This is a genomic window from Armatimonadota bacterium (genome assembly GCA_013359125.1).
Lineage (GTDB): Bacteria > Armatimonadota > Fimbriimonadia > Fimbriimonadales > GBS-DC > JABWCR01.
In genome coordinates this window covers 151,324-171,796 of record JABWCR010000002.1, presented here as the reverse complement: position 1 = coordinate 171,796, position 20,473 = coordinate 151,324, and the positions used below count along the sequence as shown (strand labels likewise).

The 20,473-nt window shown below is 58.1% G+C and carries 20 protein-coding genes; 4 read left to right on the top strand and 16 right to left on the bottom strand.

All coding sequences use genetic code 11. The features are described 5' to 3' along the window. Positions 1-14: 14 nt before the first annotated feature. Genes HUU60_02120 through HUU60_02105 form a run of 4 tightly spaced genes read right to left on the bottom strand, consistent with a single transcriptional unit; the run spans position 15 to position 5,752 of the window. Positions 15-2,519, bottom strand: coding sequence for a HAMP domain-containing protein (locus HUU60_02120; protein NUL81503.1), 2,505 nt, complete (start codon positions 2,517-2,519; stop codon positions 15-17). Continuing rightward, positions 2,516-3,481 carry an ABC transporter substrate-binding protein gene (locus tag HUU60_02115; protein NUL81502.1) on the bottom strand — a complete coding sequence of 322 codons (966 nt, stop codon included), beginning with the start codon at positions 3,479-3,481 and terminating at the stop codon, positions 2,516-2,518. Before HUU60_02115 ends, HUU60_02120 begins: the two co-directional genes overlap by 4 nt. After that, a complete protein-coding gene (locus HUU60_02110; GenBank protein ID NUL81501.1) occupies positions 3,478-5,367 on the bottom strand; it encodes a TonB-dependent receptor in 1,890 nt (629 codons plus the stop codon). The genes HUU60_02115 and HUU60_02110 overlap by 4 nt, the downstream gene beginning before the upstream one ends. A 10-nt stretch (positions 5,368-5,377) precedes the next feature. Next, entirely contained in the window at positions 5,378-5,752 is a 375-nt protein-coding gene (locus HUU60_02105; protein NUL81500.1) for a response regulator, read from the bottom strand. A 110-nt stretch (positions 5,753-5,862) separates the two neighbouring features. On the opposite strand from HUU60_02105, the gene HUU60_02100 reads away from it, so the two are divergent. Beyond that, positions 5,863-7,005: a PLP-dependent transferase gene (locus HUU60_02100; GenBank protein ID NUL81499.1), complete on the top strand. Its 1,143-nt coding sequence runs from the start codon at positions 5,863-5,865 to the stop codon at positions 7,003-7,005. Here the strand turns inward: HUU60_02100 and HUU60_02095 are convergent. From HUU60_02095 to rho, 4 genes are read right to left on the bottom strand one after another with little or no spacing between them, the layout of a single operon-like run. Beyond that, positions 6,984-8,480 (bottom strand): hypothetical protein, encoded by a 1,497-nt coding sequence (locus tag HUU60_02095; protein NUL81498.1) that lies wholly within the window; start codon positions 8,478-8,480, stop codon positions 6,984-6,986. The genes HUU60_02100 and HUU60_02095 overlap by 22 nt on opposite strands. Continuing rightward, entirely contained in the window at positions 8,467-9,108 is a 642-nt protein-coding gene (locus tag HUU60_02090) for a 1-acyl-sn-glycerol-3-phosphate acyltransferase (protein NUL81497.1), read from the bottom strand. Before HUU60_02090 ends, HUU60_02095 begins: the two co-directional genes overlap by 14 nt. Positions 9,109-9,154: 46 nt before the next feature. Next, positions 9,155-9,736 (bottom strand): bifunctional nuclease family protein, encoded by a 582-nt coding sequence (locus HUU60_02085; GenBank protein ID NUL81496.1) that lies wholly within the window; start codon positions 9,734-9,736, stop codon positions 9,155-9,157. A gap of 16 nt (positions 9,737-9,752) precedes the next feature. Next, positions 9,753-11,057 carry a transcription termination factor Rho gene (gene rho / locus HUU60_02080; protein NUL81495.1) on the bottom strand — a complete coding sequence of 435 codons (1,305 nt, stop codon included), beginning with the start codon at positions 11,055-11,057 and terminating at the stop codon, positions 9,753-9,755. Between the two features lie 359 nt (positions 11,058-11,416). Between rho and HUU60_02075 the strand changes: the two genes are divergently transcribed. Continuing rightward, positions 11,417-11,941, top strand: a complete 525-nt coding sequence (locus HUU60_02075) for a hypothetical protein (GenBank protein ID NUL81494.1) — start codon at positions 11,417-11,419, stop codon at positions 11,939-11,941. A gap of 39 nt (positions 11,942-11,980) precedes the next feature. Here HUU60_02075 and HUU60_02070 read toward each other — a convergent pair whose 3' ends face one another. From HUU60_02070 to HUU60_02050, 5 genes are read right to left on the bottom strand one after another with little or no spacing between them, the layout of a single operon-like run. Then, entirely contained in the window at positions 11,981-12,427 is a 447-nt protein-coding gene (locus HUU60_02070; protein ID NUL81493.1) for a hypothetical protein, read from the bottom strand. A 9-nt stretch (positions 12,428-12,436) separates the two neighbouring features. After that, entirely contained in the window at positions 12,437-14,302 is a 1,866-nt protein-coding gene (locus HUU60_02065; protein ID NUL81492.1) for a hypothetical protein, read from the bottom strand. Between the two features lie 13 nt (positions 14,303-14,315). After that, on the bottom strand, positions 14,316-14,864 hold the full coding sequence (locus tag HUU60_02060; GenBank protein NUL81491.1) for a type II secretion system protein: 549 nt from the start codon (positions 14,862-14,864) through the stop codon (positions 14,316-14,318). A 37-nt stretch (positions 14,865-14,901) separates the two neighbouring features. Continuing rightward, positions 14,902-15,342 (bottom strand): hypothetical protein, encoded by a 441-nt coding sequence (locus HUU60_02055; GenBank protein NUL81490.1) that lies wholly within the window; start codon positions 15,340-15,342, stop codon positions 14,902-14,904. Between the two features lie 10 nt (positions 15,343-15,352). Further along, positions 15,353-15,694 carry a prepilin-type N-terminal cleavage/methylation domain-containing protein gene (locus HUU60_02050; GenBank protein NUL81489.1) on the bottom strand — a complete coding sequence of 114 codons (342 nt, stop codon included), beginning with the start codon at positions 15,692-15,694 and terminating at the stop codon, positions 15,353-15,355. Between the two features lie 115 nt (positions 15,695-15,809). Between HUU60_02050 and HUU60_02045 the strand changes: the two genes are divergently transcribed. Further along, complete coding sequence (locus HUU60_02045) at positions 15,810-16,727, top strand: MBL fold metallo-hydrolase (GenBank protein NUL81488.1); 918 nt, start codon at positions 15,810-15,812, stop codon at positions 16,725-16,727. Here the strand turns inward: HUU60_02045 and HUU60_02040 are convergent. From HUU60_02040 to aroA, 3 genes are all read right to left on the bottom strand, one after another. Continuing rightward, complete coding sequence (locus tag HUU60_02040) at positions 16,724-17,584, bottom strand: ChaN family lipoprotein (protein ID NUL81487.1); 861 nt, start codon at positions 17,582-17,584, stop codon at positions 16,724-16,726. The two genes, HUU60_02045 and HUU60_02040, sit on opposite strands and share 4 nt — an antisense overlap. A gap of 83 nt (positions 17,585-17,667) precedes the next feature. Next, on the bottom strand, positions 17,668-18,492 hold the full coding sequence (locus HUU60_02035; protein NUL81486.1) for a PEP-CTERM sorting domain-containing protein: 825 nt from the start codon (positions 18,490-18,492) through the stop codon (positions 17,668-17,670). 139 nt (positions 18,493-18,631) lie between these two features. Next, entirely contained in the window at positions 18,632-19,924 is a 1,293-nt protein-coding gene (gene aroA / locus HUU60_02030) for a 3-phosphoshikimate 1-carboxyvinyltransferase (GenBank protein NUL81485.1), read from the bottom strand. A 56-nt stretch (positions 19,925-19,980) separates the two neighbouring features. On the opposite strand from aroA, the gene HUU60_02025 reads away from it, so the two are divergent. Beyond that, the gene (locus HUU60_02025) at positions 19,981-20,472 is read left to right on the top strand and encodes an HIT domain-containing protein (GenBank protein NUL81484.1); all 492 of its coding nucleotides are present in this window, start codon (positions 19,981-19,983) and stop codon (positions 20,470-20,472) included. Position 20,473: the final 1 nt, after the last annotated feature.

Genomic DNA, 20,473 nt, shown 5'->3' with positions numbered 1-20,473 from the left:
GTCCTCCCTGCTGTTCAGGCCGCATCGGCCCGAGATTCAATTATAGGTAGGCGCAGCGCGAATTTTGCGCCTTGTCCTGATGCAGGCTCGTAAGTGAGCGTTCCCTTGTGCTTCTGTGCGATTTCGGCCGAGATGGGCAGGCCGAGACCGGTGCCTTTGCCCGGGTCTTTGGTGGTGAAGAATGGGTCAAAGAGCTGCGGCACGACGTCGTCCGGGACGCCCGGCCCATTGTCCTCGACCACAGCCAGAACGAAGCCGTCCTCGACGCTAGTAATAATCTTGATGACTGCGTCGGCCTCATTCTCGACGGCGTCGCGGGCGTTGGTGAGCAGGTTGATCGCGATTTGTTCTAGCGAGTTTGCGTCGCCCATTATCGGCGGGGCGTCGTCGCAATACGCTTCGACGATGCGGATGCCTCGAGAATTGAACTGTTCTCGCAGCAGCACGAGCGCGTTCTGAAAAACCTCGTTGACGGAGACTGGATCGAACTCATCGCCTGATTTTCGGGCAAAGGTGCGCAGGTGGGAGATGATCTTCATCATCCGACCGGTTTGGGTTTCGATCATCTTAAGGTCTTGGTGCAGCGCATCGGGGTCTGGCGCGGCGCTGGCGTGTTGTTGGGCGATAGCGCGGATAATGGCGAGGGGCTGGTTGAGTTCGTGTGCGACGCCGGAGGCCAAGGTTCCGAGCGAGGCCAGTTTTGCCGACTGGACCAGGTGCGACTGTGCAGTGGTCAGTTCTCTTTGGCTCTTGTCGAGCGTTTCGGCCATCTCGTTGAACCGCGTTGAGAGCGCTCCGATCTCGTCGTTAGCACTGACGCTGATGCGGGCAGAAAGGTCGCCTTGTTCGATCTTTTTGAGGGCTACTTGGAGGCTACGGATAGGCGCGACGACGGTTTTTGCTATGATTAGGGAGCCGATCGTACCCAGCAGGGCGACGATGAGAAGCACGAGGCCGATGGTGGAGCGAGTTCGTTCGGTCAGGGAGTCGAGGCTCTTTTCGGTGGTCGCGCCGAAAGAGCGCTCAAGATCGGATTCGGATGCTGCCTGAGCGACGGCCAGTTCCTTTGCAATTTGCGCGCTGGCTGCTTGCCCAATCTTTGAAATTTGGCCAGAAGTCTGAGCCATCTGACGGTCGGCGATGACGTTGGCTGCGATGGCCGCTTCTCTGATGGCTTGCTTGGAGAGTCGGTCGAGCGCGCTGGACACTGCGGTCGCGTTGCGATTGGTCGCAGAAACAACGCTATTGGCGGCCTTGCGGGATTCGGACAGAATTGCGGTCTTCATCGAGGCCGTGGCGCTAGAGGAGTGCGCGGCGATCTTATCGGTCAGTTGCGAGACCGCTTTGAACGCTTCGTCGCTGCGCTGGAGTTTGACCAGCGTCCATTCTACTCCCGGAATCTTGGCTCCCGAGACGAGCCACTTGTTGTCATCGTTCAGCTCTATTTCCTCATAGTAGCGCGAGCTGGATTCGAGCGTGCTGGACAAGCGTTTCCAGACATCGATCGATAACGAACTGTCGGAGGCATGGCGAGACCCTGCCAGGAGGTTGCCATGGTTGTCAAATAGCAGCGCTGAGCCCGTCGAGCCGGATCGGAACTCTACGACCGAGTTCACAATATTCTCGATGTCGATAAGCGCGGCGACATAACCGACGAGTTCGCCTTGGGACTTGACGGGCGCGAGCGCGGGCAGCCACGGATAGGCTTGTCCTTCGATTCGGACCACTTCGGACGAGATTTCCGCTTGGCCAATCTCGTTTGCAAGGGGTTTGGCGCTCTCGATCGCCTTGTCGATCCAATCGGAATCTTCGGCGGCTTTGGCGATCGGCTGCCAGTCTGGCCCGACGAGCGCGAGAGCGCGGAAGAGGGGTTCTCGGTTTCGCAGGTTTTCGAGAATCCATCGACTTTCGAGCGGATCGGCTTTGATAACCGCGTGCTGCTTCGAGACCAGAGCGAGCATCGCCAGATAGTTTCGCTGTAGCAGGTCGCACTGGTCGGTCATGGACTTGGCTGCGTCTGCGAAGCGTTCGCCTACCAAGGCGCTGACGCTCGTTCTCGCGATCGAGGCCGCCTCGTTAGAGACGGTTTGACTGGCCTTTTGGTAAAGAGCGAGGCTCTTGTCCACTGCGTCTTGATGGCTCTTACGGACGATCTCTGCCGTCTGTTGTCCCGTTCGCACCGATTGCTGGCCCAACGACGTGGCGATCTTGCTCAGCTGAGCGTCAAGATCCTGCTGTTGCCGCTTGCGAAATGACTCGAGGTTTTGCGAGATGATCGCGCGCTGCCTTGAGGAGAGACCGCCGACTAGCGACGATGCCGCGCTGGAGGACGACTGGAGCGCTTTCTTGTTGCCCTCTTTTATCGATCGGAGGGTCTCTTGCCTTAGGCTGAAATTGGCAGAGAGGACGCGCTCGCGCAGATAGTAAGTGAGCAGACCCAGGCCGATCAGGCACGGCAGAATGGCCATGAGACCGTACAGCGCGATCAGCCGAACGACCAATCGGCCGCGAAGTTTCATTTTATGACCTCATCGGCCAAATCGAGCAGGGAAGAGGGGATGGCGACGCCGAGCGATTTAGCGGACTTGAGGTTAAAACTGACGTGAAACCTCTCCGGTCTGAGCACGGGCAGTTCGGCAGGCGATTCGCCCGAAAGAACGCGCGCCAACTGTTTGGCCGCGAGCGCGCCTTGGTCTTCGAACTGGACGCCGATGGCGCAGAGGCTTCCTCGTCTGACAAACGTCTCGGCAAACGCTAGAATCGGCGCTTTGATCTTGTCGCACCAGGCCAAGATTGCCGCATAGGGCGTCGGGGCGGCGACCGTAACGTCTGGAATCAGCCAAAAAGCATCGACCTCGCCCAACTTGGATAAGCTCTCTTGGACATTGGATTCGGCGGTCGCAGAGACTAGCTCGAAGCCTAGCTTTGCGGCGTCCTGGCGACCGGCTTCGATGAGACGAGCGGACGTGGCGTCGTTAGGGTTGTAGAGGGCTCCGATTTTTTTGGCTTCTGGCAGAATGTCCCTAAGGAGCTGGAACTGTCTAAAGGGCGGCGCCTGCAGGGAGACGCCGGTCGCGTTTCTATTGGGCTTCTCGATCGATTCGACCAGGCCAAGAGCCACGGGGTCGAGCACCATTGCGAAAACCATCGGAGCGGTCGTTTCTGCGTTCTTGGCCGCAAGCGCGGCATCGGTGCCCATAGCCAGCACAACATCAGGCTTTGCGCGATTGATCGCAGCGGCATCGTTGTTGTTGCGCTGGAGCGTGTAGCCGATCAAGCGAACGTTTACCTTGTCGCGAAAGCCCAGTTCGGCCAGGCGGCGCGAGAGCGCCTTTTCGGCGATGGAGTAGATTTCATCGTCGCCGCTTTTTAGAATCAGGGCTTGTACGATGCTCTTGGGCGCGGACCGCAGGCCGAAGCCCGCCGCCGCGCCCAAGAGCAAGATGACAGTCGCAATGCGATGCATGGACGTATCGATCACCAGTGGCTCACCAACCGAAGCATGAGCGACCGGCTGCCGCCTGAAACGCCTGGGCCGATCATGTTCGCCGTGTTGAACAGGTTGTCGATTCGGAAATTCAGTTCGTGCTGTCGATCGACTTTACAGACGAGGTTGAGGTGGGCAACTACACCGCTGATAGTTCCCGATCCGACGGCGACGCTCGGAAAGATGGCTGTGAACTGGCCATGGATCGGACCGGCGCCTCGATAAGCGATGCGCGCGATGGCCCTATCGGGCGAGGAATTGCCGTAGCCGCTGTTATTCCCGATGTCTTTAACGATCGCTCTGGACCAGCCCAAACTTGCGTCAATGCCCGATCCGATATAGCGGGAGACCGTCGCAGCAGCGCCCTGAACTCGAACCCTTCCGAGGTTGCTATAGGTGAAGTTGGTCGGGTCGGGATTGTTCGGGTCGAAGCGCACGGTGAGATCGATCAGGTCGCGCATTTCGTTTTGAAAAGCCGCGACATCGATGTGCCAGCCGTCCTTGGATTGGTGATTGAAACCGATCTCGAACGCATCCATGATTTCTGGCCTTAGGTCGATGTTTCCAAAGACGTTGAGCTGGATCAGGCCGAACTGCGGGTGCATGGTATAGATCGGGAAGCCCTGGTTATAGAGTTCGCTCGCGTTGGGAGCTCTGAACGAGCGGCCATAAGAGGATCGGAAGAACGTGCCTTGGCCAGCGTTGAAAACAAGTCCGGCCCGCGGGCTCCATTCGCCGCCATAGATCGAGTGGGAGTCGAATCGCACGCCCAATACGGGCTGAAGCGAGCCCCATCGATACTCTGACTGGATGAACGCGGCAACGTTCGTATTGGTTCGGTCCGGCAAGACTCCGCCAGACGCTCTCATTAGACGGCCTTCGATTCCGGCTGTGATGTGGGCATTCTGGGTGTTTCGTTGAAAGAGCTGTTCCAGAACGCCGATGAAGCTGTGCGTTCGGCTTAAGAACGAGACGTTGCTTCCGGGAGGAAGCTCGCGCAGCAGATCGAGATCGGACACCAACCCTTGAAAGCGCGTGGAAGCGGTCCAACCGCCCATGGGCGCTTCGTGCCCCAATTGAACGGCATGGATGACCTGGCTCATACGGTCGTTAGGCGTAGCGAAGACCGCGCCGGTGCCGATGCTGCCGCGGTCGATATTAAAGTATTGGTACCGTCCGGTCCAGTTGCTGTTGCCGTGTTTCGATCGGGCGACGAAGTGAAAATCGTTGCTTTTGGTGTCGTTGTTCAGAACTCGGTTGCTGCCCGGATCGCGGAAGAACGACCCGCCGGCCATCAAGCTGCCGTTGGCGAACGGCATCAGCATGCTCAAGTGCGCGGTGGCGCCGTCCCGCGATGCAAATCCGCCCGAAGCCTCGCGCTCGATTTGTTCGGGCGTACGGGTTACAATGTTGATAACGCCGGCGAAAGCATTGGGGCCATAAACGGCAGAGCCTGGACCAAACGCAACTTCTATGCGATCGATGTGATGGATGGGGATGCCCGCTAGCATCACATGTCCGATCGAGGCCGAGTTGAGCGGGCAGCCGTCCAGGAGCATCAGGGTTCGCTCGTTGAACTCGACCGCTGCGTTGGCGCCACGGCTGGAGACGTAGCGAGAAACGGCGCCTTCGATTCCCTCAATGTCTGGGATCGTTCGCTCAATCGCTTCTTGAGCGGTCAGCGCGCCGCTCAGACGAATCTCTTGTCGAGAGATAATTCGGACGGTCGTGAAGGATTCGTTGATCTTGCGGCTGGTTCGGGTGGCTGTGGAACTCTCTTGCTTGGGGTCGGCAAAGAGAAGTTCGGCGCCGTGGCTGGTTCTTTGAGAGTAGGCGACAAGACAGGCGAGAGCAAAGATGAAGCAAGCGACGTATCGCATAGCGTCCTCCTTAAGCGGCTTTCTGCCAGCTTCCTTGCGGCATTTCTAGTACGACTTGACGGATCGTCTCCAGTTCGAACGGTTTTGAGACGATCTGGCGCACGCCCTCCATTGAGAACGAATCGGTAAAACTATCCGGGTAACTGTCCATAACAACGATGACGACATTGGGATGCTGGCTTCGGACGCGGTTGATGAGCTCAAATCCGCTCATCTGCGGCATGTGAACGTCGGTCAACAGAATGTCCACCGGGCCTTGAGCCATTATTTGGAGCGCCTCGACGCCGTTGGCCGCGCAGTGCACCGTGCAACCGGCGTCTTCTAGGACGCTCTTGACCAGGTCGGTCAACATCGGTTCATCGTCAACTACCAGCGCAGTGATCATGGATAGGGCGTCTCCTATGGGATTCTTCTTGATTATTGGCGTCGGCGGGCGAGATGGCAAGGGTAAAGACCGGCGGTATAATTGCAAACTGGTAAATGTTGGAGGGCCCATTGCGATTTGAAACCAAGGCGATCCGGGTTGGGCAGGATCCTGATCCAGCGACCGGCGCCATCGTGCAGCCGATACACGTGTCGTCGACTTTTAAGCGAAAATCGATCGAGCAGACCGATGGATACGGCTACTCTCGGGTGGCCAATCCGACTCGCGCCGCGGCGGAGGCGTGCTTGGCGTCGTTAGAGAACGGCCAGTTCTGTTTTTTGTTTTCCTCGGGCATGGCGGCTTCTACGGCGGTTTTGGGATTATTGTCTCCGGGCGATCACATCGTCTGTGTGCAAGACCTCTATGCCGGCACCCACTCGTTGTTCAACCTGTTTGGCAAGCAACGGGGGATCGAGACGACCTATGCGCCCTGCGAGACGATAGAGGACGCTACGGCTGCTTTTAGACCGAACACAAAGCTACTGTGGCTAGAGAGTCCGACCAACCCGCTAAACCAGGTGCTGGATTTGGCCGCGCTGGCCGAGGTCGGACATCGGCACGGAGCCCTGGTCGCTGTCGACAACACCTTTGCATCGCCCTATTTTCAGAATCCCTTGGACTTAGGGGTTGACATTGTGGTGCACAGCGCTACTAAGTATTTGGGAGGGCATAGCGATTTGATCGGCGGCGCGGTGGCATTTAATCGGCAGGATCTTTTTGATCCGCTGTGGGATCAACAAGCCGTCGGCGGCGCTGTTCCGTCTGCTTTTGATTGCTTTCTGCTGTTGCGCGGCATGAGGACGCTGAGCGTGAGGATGCGCGAGCACGAGCGGAACGGGGCTGCGGTCGCCGCGTTTTTGCGCGAGCATCCGAAGGTGGAGGCGACTTACTATCCCGGCTTCAGCGACTCGCCCAACTACGAGCTGGCAAAAAGCCAAATGCGCGGGTTTAGCGGGATGGTGTCGGTCAAGGTTAAGGGCGGTTACGAAGCGACCAAACGGTTTGCCGAGTCGACCAAAATATTTCAGTTGGGCTCGAGCCTGGGCGGGGTCGAATCCTTGATCGGCTATCCGAACTCGATGTCGCACAGTTCGATGAGCGACGAAGAGAAGGCAGCGCGCGGTTTGACGCCGAATTTGGTGCGGCTTTCTGTCGGGTTGGAGCATGCGGACGACCTGATCGAGGATTTGGATCAGGCTTTGCGCCAGGCGTAAAGCGCGACCAGTAGGCTGAAAAGAGTTATCCAGGCGGCGATTGTGAGGCCCGGCGGTCGAAACTCGCCCGAAGGGGCGAATCCGGGATGCGGCGGTCGGGATTTGTCTTTCCAGGCTTTTTGGGGCGCGGGCTCGTAAGGCTCGTCGATTTTGCGGCGGTAGATGGCTGGCGTGTTAGGCACGCCGGTTTCTATCAGTTCGGCGATGGCGTTTGGCCGATTGTTGTATCGACGGTAGCTGATGTGCTCTTTCCACGGGCTGTAGCCAGGGTTTTCGAGGGCGGGCTCGACCGTTGCGAGCGCTTTTTGCCATGCGCCGAGAGGTTGGAGGGGCATCGCGGCCCAGATTACGATTGTTTGAGGGATGATGAAAGCGATCCAGAGCAACCATGCAGGGGCGACTTTTGGACGGTTGGTCCATCCATAGGCGCTTAGGATCGTCAGGAAGAATGCGGCGAGGATCATGAATCGCGCGGGATCGTGAAAATATTTGAGGCCGGGCAAAGCGTAGTAGAGGATTGAGAAAAGGCCGCCGGCCCGTCCCAGGCTGATCCAGAGGCAGAGCGCGACGAAAAGGAAAAGCGCCCATCGTTTTTTGCCGGCCCAAAACGCCAACAGACCGGGCGCGAGGCCTACGAAGCAAGCGGTTTCCCAATAGTTGCCGGGACCTCGGTATTCGGCGCCTGGGTGTCCGTACAGCCATGGGAGCCATGGGTTGAGGAGTTGCAGGAAGTCAGCGCGAAAGCGATTGGCTTTGGCCAAGGAGAGGTCGTTGCGGGCGATTTCGGGCAGGTTGAGCGCCATTGGGAGCCAGTAGATCGCGCTGAGGCCAATGGCCAAGACAGTTCCCAGTGCGAATGCCGACCAGGCTTTCTTCTCTTTTAGCCAGACGAGAGCGCAGAGGAGCGAGGCGATGCCCGTCAGGTAGGCGGCTTGCGGATGGGCCGCCAAGATAGCCATGGCGAAGGCTGCGCCAAAGATCAATGCCCCCTTTGTTGGTCTCTCGCCTGCACAGACCAGCACGCCGAAGGCGCACCAAGGCATCCAACAGAGAGAGGCCAACATGGGCGGGAACTGGGCTCGAGCGATCAAAGCCGTGCAGCCCATCCAGGCGCAAGCGCCCAGCAGGGCCGCCCACCGATCGCCCACTAATCGTTGCAGAAGACAAAGCATCCCAAAGCCCGTCAGCAGCAGATGGAGCGCCGTTGAAATCGAAAGCGCTCGCTCGATAGGAAAGAGCCAGAGCAACAGAGAGGTCGGATAGAAGACGCTGGCTTGAGGGTTGCCGATGATCGGCTGTGATAGATAAGGATCCCATGCCGGCAGGCGGCCGCTGTGAAGGTGTTCGGCGATGACCTTGTAGAGCGGATAGAAATAGATGCCGATGTCGCCCCAATAGAGTTCGCCCAAGAAGAGCCGACCATGAAAAACCGCCCAGACAAGAAGGAGAATCAGGCTTGGACTAATGCGAATCATCGATCGCTTGGCCGGTCAGTTCGGCAACGGCGTCCTGCATCCTCTTGACTATCTGCTCTGAGGCGTCCGGCGCGTCCAAGATGTCGTCAAAACAGATCGGCTCGCCAAATCGAACGATAAGGCGGCAGAAGCCGGGCCGCGGGAAAAGTTTTCCGTGAGGAGCAATCCGATCGGTGTTAAGGAGGCCGACCGGCAGGACGCGGCAGCGAGTCTTGCGGACGATAAGAGAAACTCCCGGCAGAAAGGGTTGAATTTTGCCGTTAGGACTGACCTCTCCTTCTGGGAAGATAACGACGGCGCTGCCTGCTTCGATCTGCGCTGCCGAGTCCATCAGCGCTTTTCGGTCGGCTTGCCGTTGTTTGACCGGGATCATGCGCCCTATTCGCGCAATCGTGGAGACGAAAGGAATATTCTGGATGTCGTGGCGACCGACCCACCAAGCGTAGCGCGGCAGTGCATACCAAAGGAGCGGCGGGTCGGCGATGCTGATGTGGTTGGCAATGACGAGCAGTCCGCCACTCTTTGGGACGCGCTGCCGGTTCTTGATGACGATCCAGCAGAGGAGCGGAAAGCGAAAGCCGATACCGAAGAGGAGTTTGAAGAAGGGCGCGAGCAGGTAGAACAGCATCGCGCTTCGTCTTACTCAGGGTGTCCGATAAGATGCATTATGTTATCTACTCGGGATTGGAGGAGCGCTGTATCGAGGCGATCACATCGTCCGACATATAGATCGGGCATCGGAAGCGGATGGCCAGGGCTATGGCGTCGCTGGGGCGGGAATCGATTTCGATTTCTTCGCCCTCGACGACGAGATAGATCTTCGCGTAGAACGTATCTCGCCACAGGTCGTCCACGACGATGCGGTCGATGTTGACGTCTAACCGCTCCAAGATGTTGCGCAGAAGGTCGTGCGTCAGCGGGCGCTCGGAGGCTTCGCCGCTGAGGCCGAGCGAGATGGCGTAGGCTTCGGTGCGACCGATAGAGATGGGCACTTGTCGGCCTTTGTGGTCGCGCAGGACGACGAAGGTATGGGGCGCGCCTGCCGGCTCTGCGTGTTCGAAGACGCCGACGACTTTGACTTCGACCTCTTTGCCGGAGGAGAATCGCTTTTCGTCCTCCATTTCTGGCACTTCGGCGCCTTCGCCCGTCTCGCCCTCGTCCGGCAAGAAGGGCATTGACATCAGTTCGTCTTGGCTGGGAATCTTGAGGTCTTCGGGATCAAACTTCCCTTCTTCGTCCCATTCGCGCTCTGACATGGATAGTCTCCGTACGCTACATCGAGCGTGTGCGTTCTACGACTTCTTGGATGAACTCGTCGTTCGATTTGGTGCGCTGCAGAAGCCGGATGAGTTGTTCGGTGGCTTGTACAGGGTCGTCCTGGTTCGCCAAAAGTCGGCGAAGTTGCCAGATTCCCTTGAGCGATTCCGAATCGTACAGCCGCTCCTCGTGCCGCGTGCCGCTGCGTTTGACATCGATGGCGGGATAGATTCGGCGGTCGGCCAGTTCGCGGCTGAGCACCAGTTCCATATTGCCTGTGCCTTTGAACTCTTCGAAGATCATCTCGTCCATTCGGGAGCCGGTTTCGATCAGTCCGGTTGCGATGACGGTCAGGCTGCCGCCTTCTTCGATGTTGCGCGCGGCGCCGAAGAAGCGCTTGGGTCGGTAGAGCGCGGAAGGATCGAGCCCGCCCGAGAGCGTGCGTCCGCTGGGCGTCGTGGTCAGGTTGGAGGCTCGGCCAAAGCGCGTCAGGCTGTCCAGCAGTATCACGACGTCCTTGCCGACTTCGACCAAGCGTTTTGCCCGTTCCAGGGTCAGATCGGATACGCGCATGTGGTTTTCCGGCGGCTCGTCGAAGGTGGAACTGATGACGGTGCCTTTGACGGAGCGGCGCATTTCGGTAACCTCTTCGGGTCTTTCGTCGACCAAGAGGACGATGAGCACGACATCGGGATGGTTGGCCGTGATGCTGTTGGCCGTTACCTGCAGCAGGGTCGTTTTGCCCGCTTTTGGCGGAGCGACGATGAGCGCCCGTTGTCCCTTCCCTATCGGGGCCACGATATCGATTATGCGGCCGGCGACGTTGTCGGGATTGGTCTCCATCTTGAATCTCTCTATTGGAAAGAGCGGCGTGAGCTGATCAAAGTCGCGGCGATTGCGCATCTTCTCGGCTTCGATGCCTTCGATGGCTTCGACCCTTAGCAGGCCGTAGTACTTCTCGCCGTCTTTGGGGGGTCTTGCCGCGCCGAAAACGAGATCGCCGGTTCTCAGGCCGAATCGTTTGATCTGCGACTGGCTGACGTAGACGTCTTCCGGCGATGGGTTCCAATTTGGATGCCTACGGAGGAAGCCCCATCCGTCCGGCATGATCTCTAGAATGCCCCAGGTGTACTCGGTGCCGGAATCGACGCTTTGGGCGGACAGCAGGCGATAGATAATCTCGCTCTTGTCGCTCAGGTCGGTGGGGACACCGGTTTTGGCCGCCAGCGCCAGAATTTCGTCGCTGGGGAGCGCGTTCAGGCTGGCGAAGCTCGGCTCGTTCGGGTTTACAGGTCGGCGCGCGCCGGGATCGGGTTCCATCGTTGCTGCGCCGTGGTGGCCAGGTCTCTTTCTCATGTTTTTCCTTGCTGCTTGCTGTTCATTGAACTTGTCGGCCTGTTTTAGGGTTTGAGGCGATACAAAAGGACTGAAGCGGGCAGACTCGGTTCAAAGTTGCTCGATCTGCATCAAATGCATTTGGTGGGATTGACTTATTGGAATGAACGGCGCTCGGCCCGTTCGTCCAATGCTTAGACGATCAAGAGGCCTCGGCTGTTCCATGGTTACTATACCTCTTCTGTTCGGCAAATTGCAAGGGGTAGCAACGGAATTCTTGCTCGTCCGTCCTTAAGGTATAATTGCCGCGCAGAGAAGGTTCTGCTACAAGGAGGTAAAGTCGAATGTTTAAGAGGATGTTGGCTTTTGCGGCGGCTCTGCTGGTTGCGAGCGCATTTCTCCCTATCGCGGCCCATTCGGATACATTGGCACAGGATGGCGACCCGCAGTTTAGGGTGAATTTGGGCGCGTTCTTTCCCAGCAAGGACGTCTCTCGTCAGGAAGCGGACGCCTGGCTTCATGTTGGTGTAGAGTGGATGTTAGGCGAGACTGAAGCGATGCAGGGCTATGTTGGCGAATATGGCGTTAGCGTCGCCTATTACGGCACCAACGACATCTACAGCGTGCCTGTGTTGCTTTGCTACCACGGCGCCATGAACGAAAACTGGTTCTATCAGGTGGGCGCGGGCGTTGCTTTTTCCAAGAGGCTGAACGGGGATCGCAAGAACGGCTTTGCATGGCAGGCCGGCGTTGGTTACAACGTCTCGGCCGGCACGACGCCGATCACGATCATTGTGCAGTACAACGGCGCGACCGGCACCGGCGAGGAGCACAACGGCGCCTCGGTTCTGGCGAGCTTCCGCTTCTAATCGATATCGGGCGGAGCGAGAGTCGCTCCGCCCGTTTTGCTATCTGGCTCGGCCCGGCGGTTCGGGCGCATTGGCGCTCATCCATCGGAAGGCGCCGGTTATCAGCAGCGCGACGGCTGTTAGGATGCTTCCGAATAGTCCAAGCGTCTTCCAGTGGGCGTTTTTCTTGGCTTGCTTTTCGTCCTCGACGGCTTTGAGGGCTTGGGCGCCGTCCACGTCGGGCAGGTCTTCCCCGCTCTTTCCGGACGGGACGATTTCCAGTTTGTCCGGGTGGTCGCTCTTAGTTTGCGAGAGGCGCGATTCGTGGATGACGTCTGGAACCTCGCCCATGGTCTGCGCGACGCTCGGATCGGCCGTGGTGGGGGCTTTGCCTTCCCAATCTTTCCACCAGCTAGGCGGCTTCCCATCGTTTGGCTCCAAGCCGATGGCCATCGCATGGGCGGAGAGGCATCCAACGACTATCAATAGGCTGAGCAGTTTATTCATAACGATCTCCTAATGGTCGAACCAGCGGTATTGGCGAGATTGGTAGACGACTTTTAGCAGTCCGGGCGTCCTGGGCAAGTTGATGTCGATCAGGGGCGAGCTATTGAGTTCGCGCTCTCGAATGCGCGAATCGTAGTTGAATCGCATCGGAAGGCTCCAGAGCACCATGGCTTCGTCCTTGCAGATGATGCTGCCGTTGAGGGTGAAGCCGAGGCCGTCCGTGGCCAGGTTCCCTCCGCCGACGAAGTTGGTAAAGAGGATGGAGTCCACGCGAGAGATCCCGCGCTCGTCTGCGCTGATCGATCCGTTCTGGTCGATGTCGATGTTGATGCTCAGTCGTTCGATCTCGGACTGGTCGTTCGGGCCATAGGTAGACCGATATCGCTGTCTGCCTGCAGCGTCCACTTCGAGCGCATCGAAGGCGGGGATGAGATTGCCGTTGTCGTCGTATCGCGGTTTGGTAAACGGCGGTCGCATGTAATCGAGCGGATAGGGGCTGCGGAACTGCCTCGTGTTGCCCATCATGACGCTGCCGCGAGCGGCGAGCGCGAGGATGTCCTTCTTCTCGTTCGCGTTATCGACGGCCGTAGTGCTGGCGCCGCGAAAATCGGGGGCGTTTTTGTAGATGATGTCGCCAACGACGTGGGTGTTTCGGCCGCTGTAGATGACGCCTTGACCTTGAACGTAGCCTCTGATGACCACGTCCTGAGTTACCGTGATCGGGCCGTGAATCTTGATCGGCTTGCTTGCATAGCCCACCAAGGCGATGCTGCCGCTGATAACGCCGTTGGTCGAGACCCGCTGGTACGCGTTTGTGCTGGGATTCCAGACTTCTATCCAGGCTCCTTGGCCGTAGTAGGGGTTGGCCGTGCCGTCTCGGTAGGTCGCCTTCGTATCGACATACGTCTGGGACATCGCTTGGTAATAGCCGAGGTCGTTCAGGTCTGGCAAGGTGAGTTCTTGGGATGGCACGGCATCGATGGTCGTGCCTCCAAAAGTTCGCGTTCCGTTTCGATCCGACAGCGCCGCGCCAAAGGTGCGGCCCCCGACCATAGAGGCGGTGTCTTGGTAAACGATGTCGCGCCAATCGGAGAAGGTCGAACTGCCATAGGTTCCATGTTTGGACGGGTTGTAGGCTTGCCTCGACCAGTTTGTCGCTCGGGTGTCGTAATAGGAGTTGGTCCACTGTCGCGGAGCGACGTTGACCGTGCCGGCAGCGGCAGGGATCAGCTTATTATTCTCGGCGGCAGTAACTCCGCCGTTGATGACCGGCGTGCCATATCTGAACTCGAAATCGCCGTTGGCGCGCATGTCTCCGTTGCAGATGAGCTGTTCGTTGTCGAATCCGTACATCCAGCCGTAGTTGTTGACAAAGTAGGAGTAGTCGAACACGCCGGAGCGGTTGAGCGAGAAGGTTACAGTCTGATCGACCGTACGGCGCGGTTCGTCATTGTCCAGTTGCCCATTGCGGTTTCGGTCGACCCAGCCGACAGCGCGCACGGTCAGGTGCCGGTTATAGGAATCGGGCTGAGCGTAGCCGACGATTCCGGCCGAGTAGGCGCCGATGCCCGAGAAGGCGCCGGTTTGGATGCGTTGCGGATTGCTGGGAGAGACAGCGGCCAGTTCGGCATCGATGCTCGTAAACCGCTGGCTTGCCTTGAACGACCGCCAGACGTTGTTGACGGTGGCGGCAAGCCCGGCTTCGGCCAAGTTGTTCATCGAGGCTTCGCGCATTCGGGTGGCGGCGTTTTGCATCGAGCTGGTCGATACGTTTAGATAGCCCGTGCTGACCGTAACCATCGAGACGCCCATCACCATGACAGCGATAAGCGCCATGCCTCTTCGGTTTCCAATTCTATGTTTTTGCGAGGTCATTGATCAGCCTCCTTTACTGCAGGTTTCTCAAAAATATCGTTTCTTCTATCCAGGACTGGGCGTAGTTTTGGTTGGGCGTGCTCACCCTCTGTTTAACGTTGAACCGAACGTGCAGGACCGAAGTGTTGGCGCCTGCGGGGATCAGGGTGAAGTTTGCGTAGGATTGTCCGTTCGAGCGGGTTTGCGTTACGCCCCTCAGGATGTTGCGACCGTCGTAGGTTACGTCGCCGCCTGAGGAGACGCTGATGACGCGCGCTTGTTGCGCGGGGGCGGGTACCACTGGCACGAGATAGTTGCCATTGGAATCTTGCTGCGGCATTCGGAATCGCAACGTTCTGCCGCTATCGAGCACTTCGACTATGGCGGCTTCCATCAGAGCCGTTCTGATTTCGCGCACGGCGCGCTGGCCCTGGCGCTGCGCCTGTTCCTTTTGAATGCCGTTTTGCCATGCGCGCATGACGTTCATTTGGGCATAGACCATGCCGCCCACAACGAGCGCAATGAGCGTCGAGCTGAGAAGGCTTTCGAACAGCGTGAATCCCTTGTTGCGTCTTTGCTTCATGTCGCTCCCTCCCCTGTCAGAGCGTTCTTAGATCAGCTTAGTTCAGTCGTGCGACGATGGTACTGAGCGTTACGTTTCGCGTAATGCCTCGGTCGCTCCAAGACGTTGTAACGATAATCGAGCGCAGGTCGCTCGAGACATTGATGACTTCGATCGTGCCCGTGCCGCTGGGCAGGTAGTCGCTCAGCGTTACGGTAACCCCGCCTGGCAGCGACAGGGCGTTGAATCCGGCAACGAATCGGGCCGACTCTTGCGTAACGAGGTTTTGTACCAAGCCCTGCTGATACATCAGCGTATAAGTGAGCTGGGCGTAATCTAGGGTGCGGATGCGCTCGAGCATGATCTGACCGACGTTCGTCGCCTTGTTGTAATGCTCTGCCTTTGCCCGCATTCTTGCGGCCGCAGGCATGAGCGCGGCCATCGACAGCGCGAAGACCGCGACCAAGAATACGGAGATGAGGATCTCCAGTAGGCTCATTCCGGCGGTTCTACGGCGCAATGTGATCGCCTCCATGGCTGCAGGTTGGTACGGTACCGATCGTGCCGACGGTGTAAGTTCCGCCGGACGGGCAGGTCAAGGCGCCTTTTAGGTAGGTCGGAACAAGGTCGTTTACCGTGCAGGGGTCGCCGTTGTTTCTTTGCGAGTCCATCGCGAACTGCTCCTTGGCGTGATAGACCTTAGATAGATTTCGCTGGCAGTTTTTGGCCGCCGATCGGGTTCTGGCGTTGACCCAGCTGGGAAAGGCGATAGAAAGCAAGATCGCCAAAATGAAGACGACGACCATGATTTCGACAAGGGTAAAGCCTCGTTCTGTCTTGCGCGCGTTCATAGAATGGCTCCTCTCGGTGGGATGATGGCCTTAGGCGTTTTTCCATGTCGCGGGGTTAGAAGGGCTGTAGGGAATGACCGGTTTTTGAGTTTGTGGGTTGGTTCATAATAGGCGGATGCAAATTGAGCGGTTAGCCGACGGCTGGAGTTTGATCGATCTTGAGTTTATCGGGCACAAGCAGATCATTGGGTCGTACGTTTGCTATGACGGCCATGAGGCGATGATCGTCGAGACGGGGCCATCGACGTGCGTTTCTACGCTAACGGCGGCGCTTTCGGAGCTGCAGATTCCCTTGGATAAAGTGTCTCACGTTGTTGCGACTCACATCCACTTGGATCATTCGGGGGCGTGCGGCGTATTGGCGCGAGAAATGCCGAAGGCGAAGGTCTATGTTCATCCTTTTGGGGCGCAGCATTTGATCGATCCGTCCAAACTGATCGCAAGCGCGGGCAGGATCTATGGAGATTTGATGGATTTTCTGTGGGGGGAGATTGCGCCTGTGCCTGAGGGTCGGGTTGTGATCGTGCAGGACGGGGATGAGATAGCGGGCGCAGGCAGAAGGCTTCGGGCAATTGAGACGCCCGGCCATGCGCGGCATCATCATGCTTATCTCGATCTGGGCAGTCGTTCTCTGTTCGCAGGAGACATAGCCGGAGTTCGATTGCCGGGCTTTGCCTATGTAAGGCCGCCAACGCCGCCGCCGGAATTGAATTTGGAAGATTGGGACGCGAGTTTGGCCAAGATTCGGGCGATTGGGCCGAGTTGGCTGAATCTCACCCATTTTGGTCAATTTGACGATGTTGAGCGGCATCTGACCGATCTTCAAAAGCGATTGCACGATTGGGGGGCGCTGGTCAAATCGTTGATGAGCGAGACGGAGGACGAGGAGGCCATTGTCGAGAGGGTTCGTCAGGCGGTGCACGGCGAAATGCAGGAGTTGGGAATCGATCCGGAAGAGTACGACGTAGCGGCCAGTTATCAGATGGGGGTGCAGGGCTACATCCGTTATTGGCGTCGAAAACTGATGTCTTAGCGCGCGTGCGGAGCGGCGATGTAGACAACATCTGCTATTGAGCGTTGGAACGTCTGACCGCCGCCTTCGGCTTCAAGGCAGACTACCGTTGAAATCTTCTCGTTAGTGCGCATCGCCAGGCGGAGATTGATGCCCAAGCCGTACATGGCATGGCCGTTGCCGGCGATGATCGCGAAGATCGTGCGGTCGGTTTTGGGGGTGCGCTCCCAGTATTTAAGGGCACTGTCGGCCATGCCGGTATCCCACAGAACTTGGGCCGAGTAGATGCGCTCTCCTCTGTCTCCGGTCGGCGGATGTCCAGCCATCAGCGCGGTAAAGAGCTGCCTATGTTCCCCATTGGTCAGGTCGGGATCGGGAATGCCCATACGCTCGTCTTCGGTCAGGGAGTCCCACCCTTCCCTGCCTACTTTTGAGACCGTGGTTCTGGGCACGTTAAGCGCGACCAGGCGCAAGCGATGTTGGCGGACCGCGTCGAAGATCGGTTTGTAGAGGTTGAAGTCGAAGCCCCATTGGGTTTTCCAGGCGCTCCGCTCGACGAACTCTTCGTCGCTAAGGCGACCCAGCGAAAATTCGTCAAGCGCGAACTGTTTTGTGCGGTCGAACATTTCCATTCCGACGATCACCGAGGCTCCTTGGCGATGGAGTTCGCGGATGATGGCGGCTTGTGTCAGGTGATGTTCGGGGTGGTCGTGGCTTTCGCCGATGACGACGAATTTTGAATGAAGCAGGCTTTTTGCGGCCTCGCTCAGAGAGGTTGGTCGACCTCGCTCGCAGTCGTAATATTGGCCTTGCCTAGCCTTGCCCGATTTTTGTTTTAGGGGGTGCGGACCGATAGCGAGGCGGTTTGTAGATTGCATTGCGCCGCGAGTATACCCAAATGCAAGGACGGCTGCCTGGGTTAGGGGCAGCCGTCGGATGCAAGGAGGGCGTGCTTCGAAACTTAGCGCCGGCGGCGTCTGAGCGCAAGAGCGCCCATGCCGATGCCCAATGCGAACATCGATGCCGGCTCTGGCGCGAGCGTGTGGCAGACGTAGCTATTTTGCGTGTAGTTGTTGCGGCCGATGTTGTCTCCGCCGCCTATGCCCGGTACGAACTGGTTGCTAAAGAATCCATCGCCGCCGGTAATATAGGCCATCGCGCAGAACTGTTCGTTCTCGTTCAGCCCCATCAAGTTCCAGGGCAGTTCGATTTCGAAGCCGGTGGTGGCCGTTGGAGCATTGCCGTCCATTCCATTGCCTCCGCCAACGCCTGCAGTATTGGTGTTGTTGAATGCAGCAGAGCCGGGCTGCATCCCGCCCTGGCCGGGATCCCATCCGCCACTGCCGTTGACCTGCGTTCCGCCCAGGTACATATTGTTATTGCCCTGAACGTCGTACAGGTCAATGTACATGATGCCGTTGAAGATGTTCATGTGGAGCACGTAATCGACGGCGAAGCCTCCGCCGAAGAAGAGGTGGCCTTGACCGGATGTGAATCCGAACGAGCCGGGCATTTGAGTCGCGCCGCCTGCCTTGGTGTCCATGGCGATAATGATTCGGTTTCCGTTGTTCTGCTCCAGATTTGCCGTAGCGCCCATAAAGATCGTTCCTAGGTTGCTTCGGAGGAAGAGTCCATTGAGCTCGTTGAAGTTGTCGCCAAAGCCTGTCGCTGTGTTTTGATAGGCAAAATCGCCCGCGGCGAAGTCGGCCGGGATGTTTACGCCATCGGTGTTGGCCGAGGCCATGCTGACGCAAGCCGCCGCCATTACGAGAATGTACCGCTTCATGAAAAGCCCCCTTTCGGTTTTAGAATACGTATTCTTGGCGTCATTCTACCCTATGCGGCAGAGTTCGGCCATGCGATATTGTAACCCGATTTTAGTCGATTGAGGGATGGGTTCAAAAGAACCTGTCAATTTCGCCTGGTCATTCGACGGCCAATCGCGCGAGCGTTCGGGCAAAGTTGGGGAAACTGGTCGCGATGCATTCGGCGCCGTTGATAATGGTTTCGCCTTTGCGCGCCAGCAAGCCTGCTATAGCGAGCGACATGGCGATGCGGTGGTCGCCGAAGCTCTCGACTTCGGCGCTTTTCAGTTGTACGGGCCCTTCTATCGTCAGACCGTCTTGGTCGGCTTCGATTTGGGCGCCCATGCGTCGAAGTTGGGTCGAGATCGCATGAAGCCGGTCGGATTCTTTGGTGCGGAGTTCTGAGAGACCATTGAAGCGCGATATGCCGTGCGCTTGAGTGGCTGCTACCGCGAGGATTGGGACTTCGTCCACCAGTCTGGGCACGATGTCCGGCATGACGGTTATCGGTCTGAGCGGTTGGCTTCGTATTCGGAGCGCTCCGATCGGTTCGCCGGCGGTTTCATCGATTCGGTCAAACTGGAAGACAGCCCCGGAGTTTGTCAAGACTTCGAGCAGGCCTGCTCGGGTAGCGTTTAGGCCGAGGTCGCGGATGAGCAGTTCGGAGTCTGGCAGGAGGAGCGCGGCGACGATGAGGAAGGCTGCCGACGAGATGTCGCCGGGAACTCGCACGTCGCAAGCGTGGAGAGTCTGGCCGCCTTCGACGGTGAGCGCTCCGTTTTCGGCGATGCTTAAGTCGGCGCCGAACGCATCGAGCATACGCTCGGTGTGGTCTCTGCTGGGGTAGGGTTCGAGGACTTCGGTGCGTCCATCCGCTTGGAGCCCGGCCAGGAGGATCGTCGTTTTGACCTGGGCGCTGGCGATGGGCAGTTTCCACTTTATCCCCTTCAGATTGCCTCCCAGGATGGTCAGCGGCATTTTCGAGCCTTCTTCCCTGCCCTCGATTTTCGCGCCCATTGCTCTCAAGGGGTCGGCGATTCTTCGCATGGGGCGTCGGCGCAGGGAATCGTCTCCGGTCAGGACGGCGTAGGCTCCGCTTGCGGCGATCGGGCCTGCTAACATTCGGGCGGACGAGCCGCTATTCCCGCAGTCGAGCACATCGTTCGGTTCTTTGAAGCCGTTGGCGCCCTCTATTAACCAGTGGCCTTTGGCCAGGCGGATCACGTTTGCGCCGAGCTGCGCGCATATCTTGGCGGTGCGCAGGCAATCGTCCGATTCGAGAAACTTCTGAATTTCGGTTTGGCCTTGAGCCAGCGCTCCAAAGATCATAGCGCGGTGAGAGATCGACTTGTCGCCCGGCGGCAACCAGCGTCCTCTGATCGCTTTGGCGGGAGCAATTCGAAGCACATCCATGTTGGCACTGACCGAACTGGAGTATACCAGGCTTAAGATTTGGTATGATGGTGGCTATGAGCGAGCGTCTTTGGGCGCCGTGGCGCCTTCAATATATTCAGAACGCGGATGTTGCGGAAGGCTGCATTTTTTGCGACAAGCCAAGCGAGAAGCGCGATCGCGAGAATCTGATCCTGCATCGCTTTGAGACCTGTTTCGTGATTCTGAATCTCTTCCCCTATGTTTCGGGTCATCTGATGGTCGCGCCGTTTAGACACCTGGGAGAGCTGAATGAGATGACCTCTGAGGAGAAACTGGAGATGATCGAGGCGACGGACGCTTGCTGTCGAGCTCTGCAGGCGGTCTATCGTCCGCAGGGCTTTAATTTGGGCGCGAACATTGGGCGATCTGCCGGGGCGGGCATCGTGGGACATGTTCACATGCACATTGTGCCTCGATGGGCCGGGGATACTAACTTTATGTCGGTTGTTGGACAGACAAGGGTCCTGCCGGAATCGTTGGAAGACACCTATGACAAGTTGATCGAGGCTTTGCCGAATGTCCTCTGAC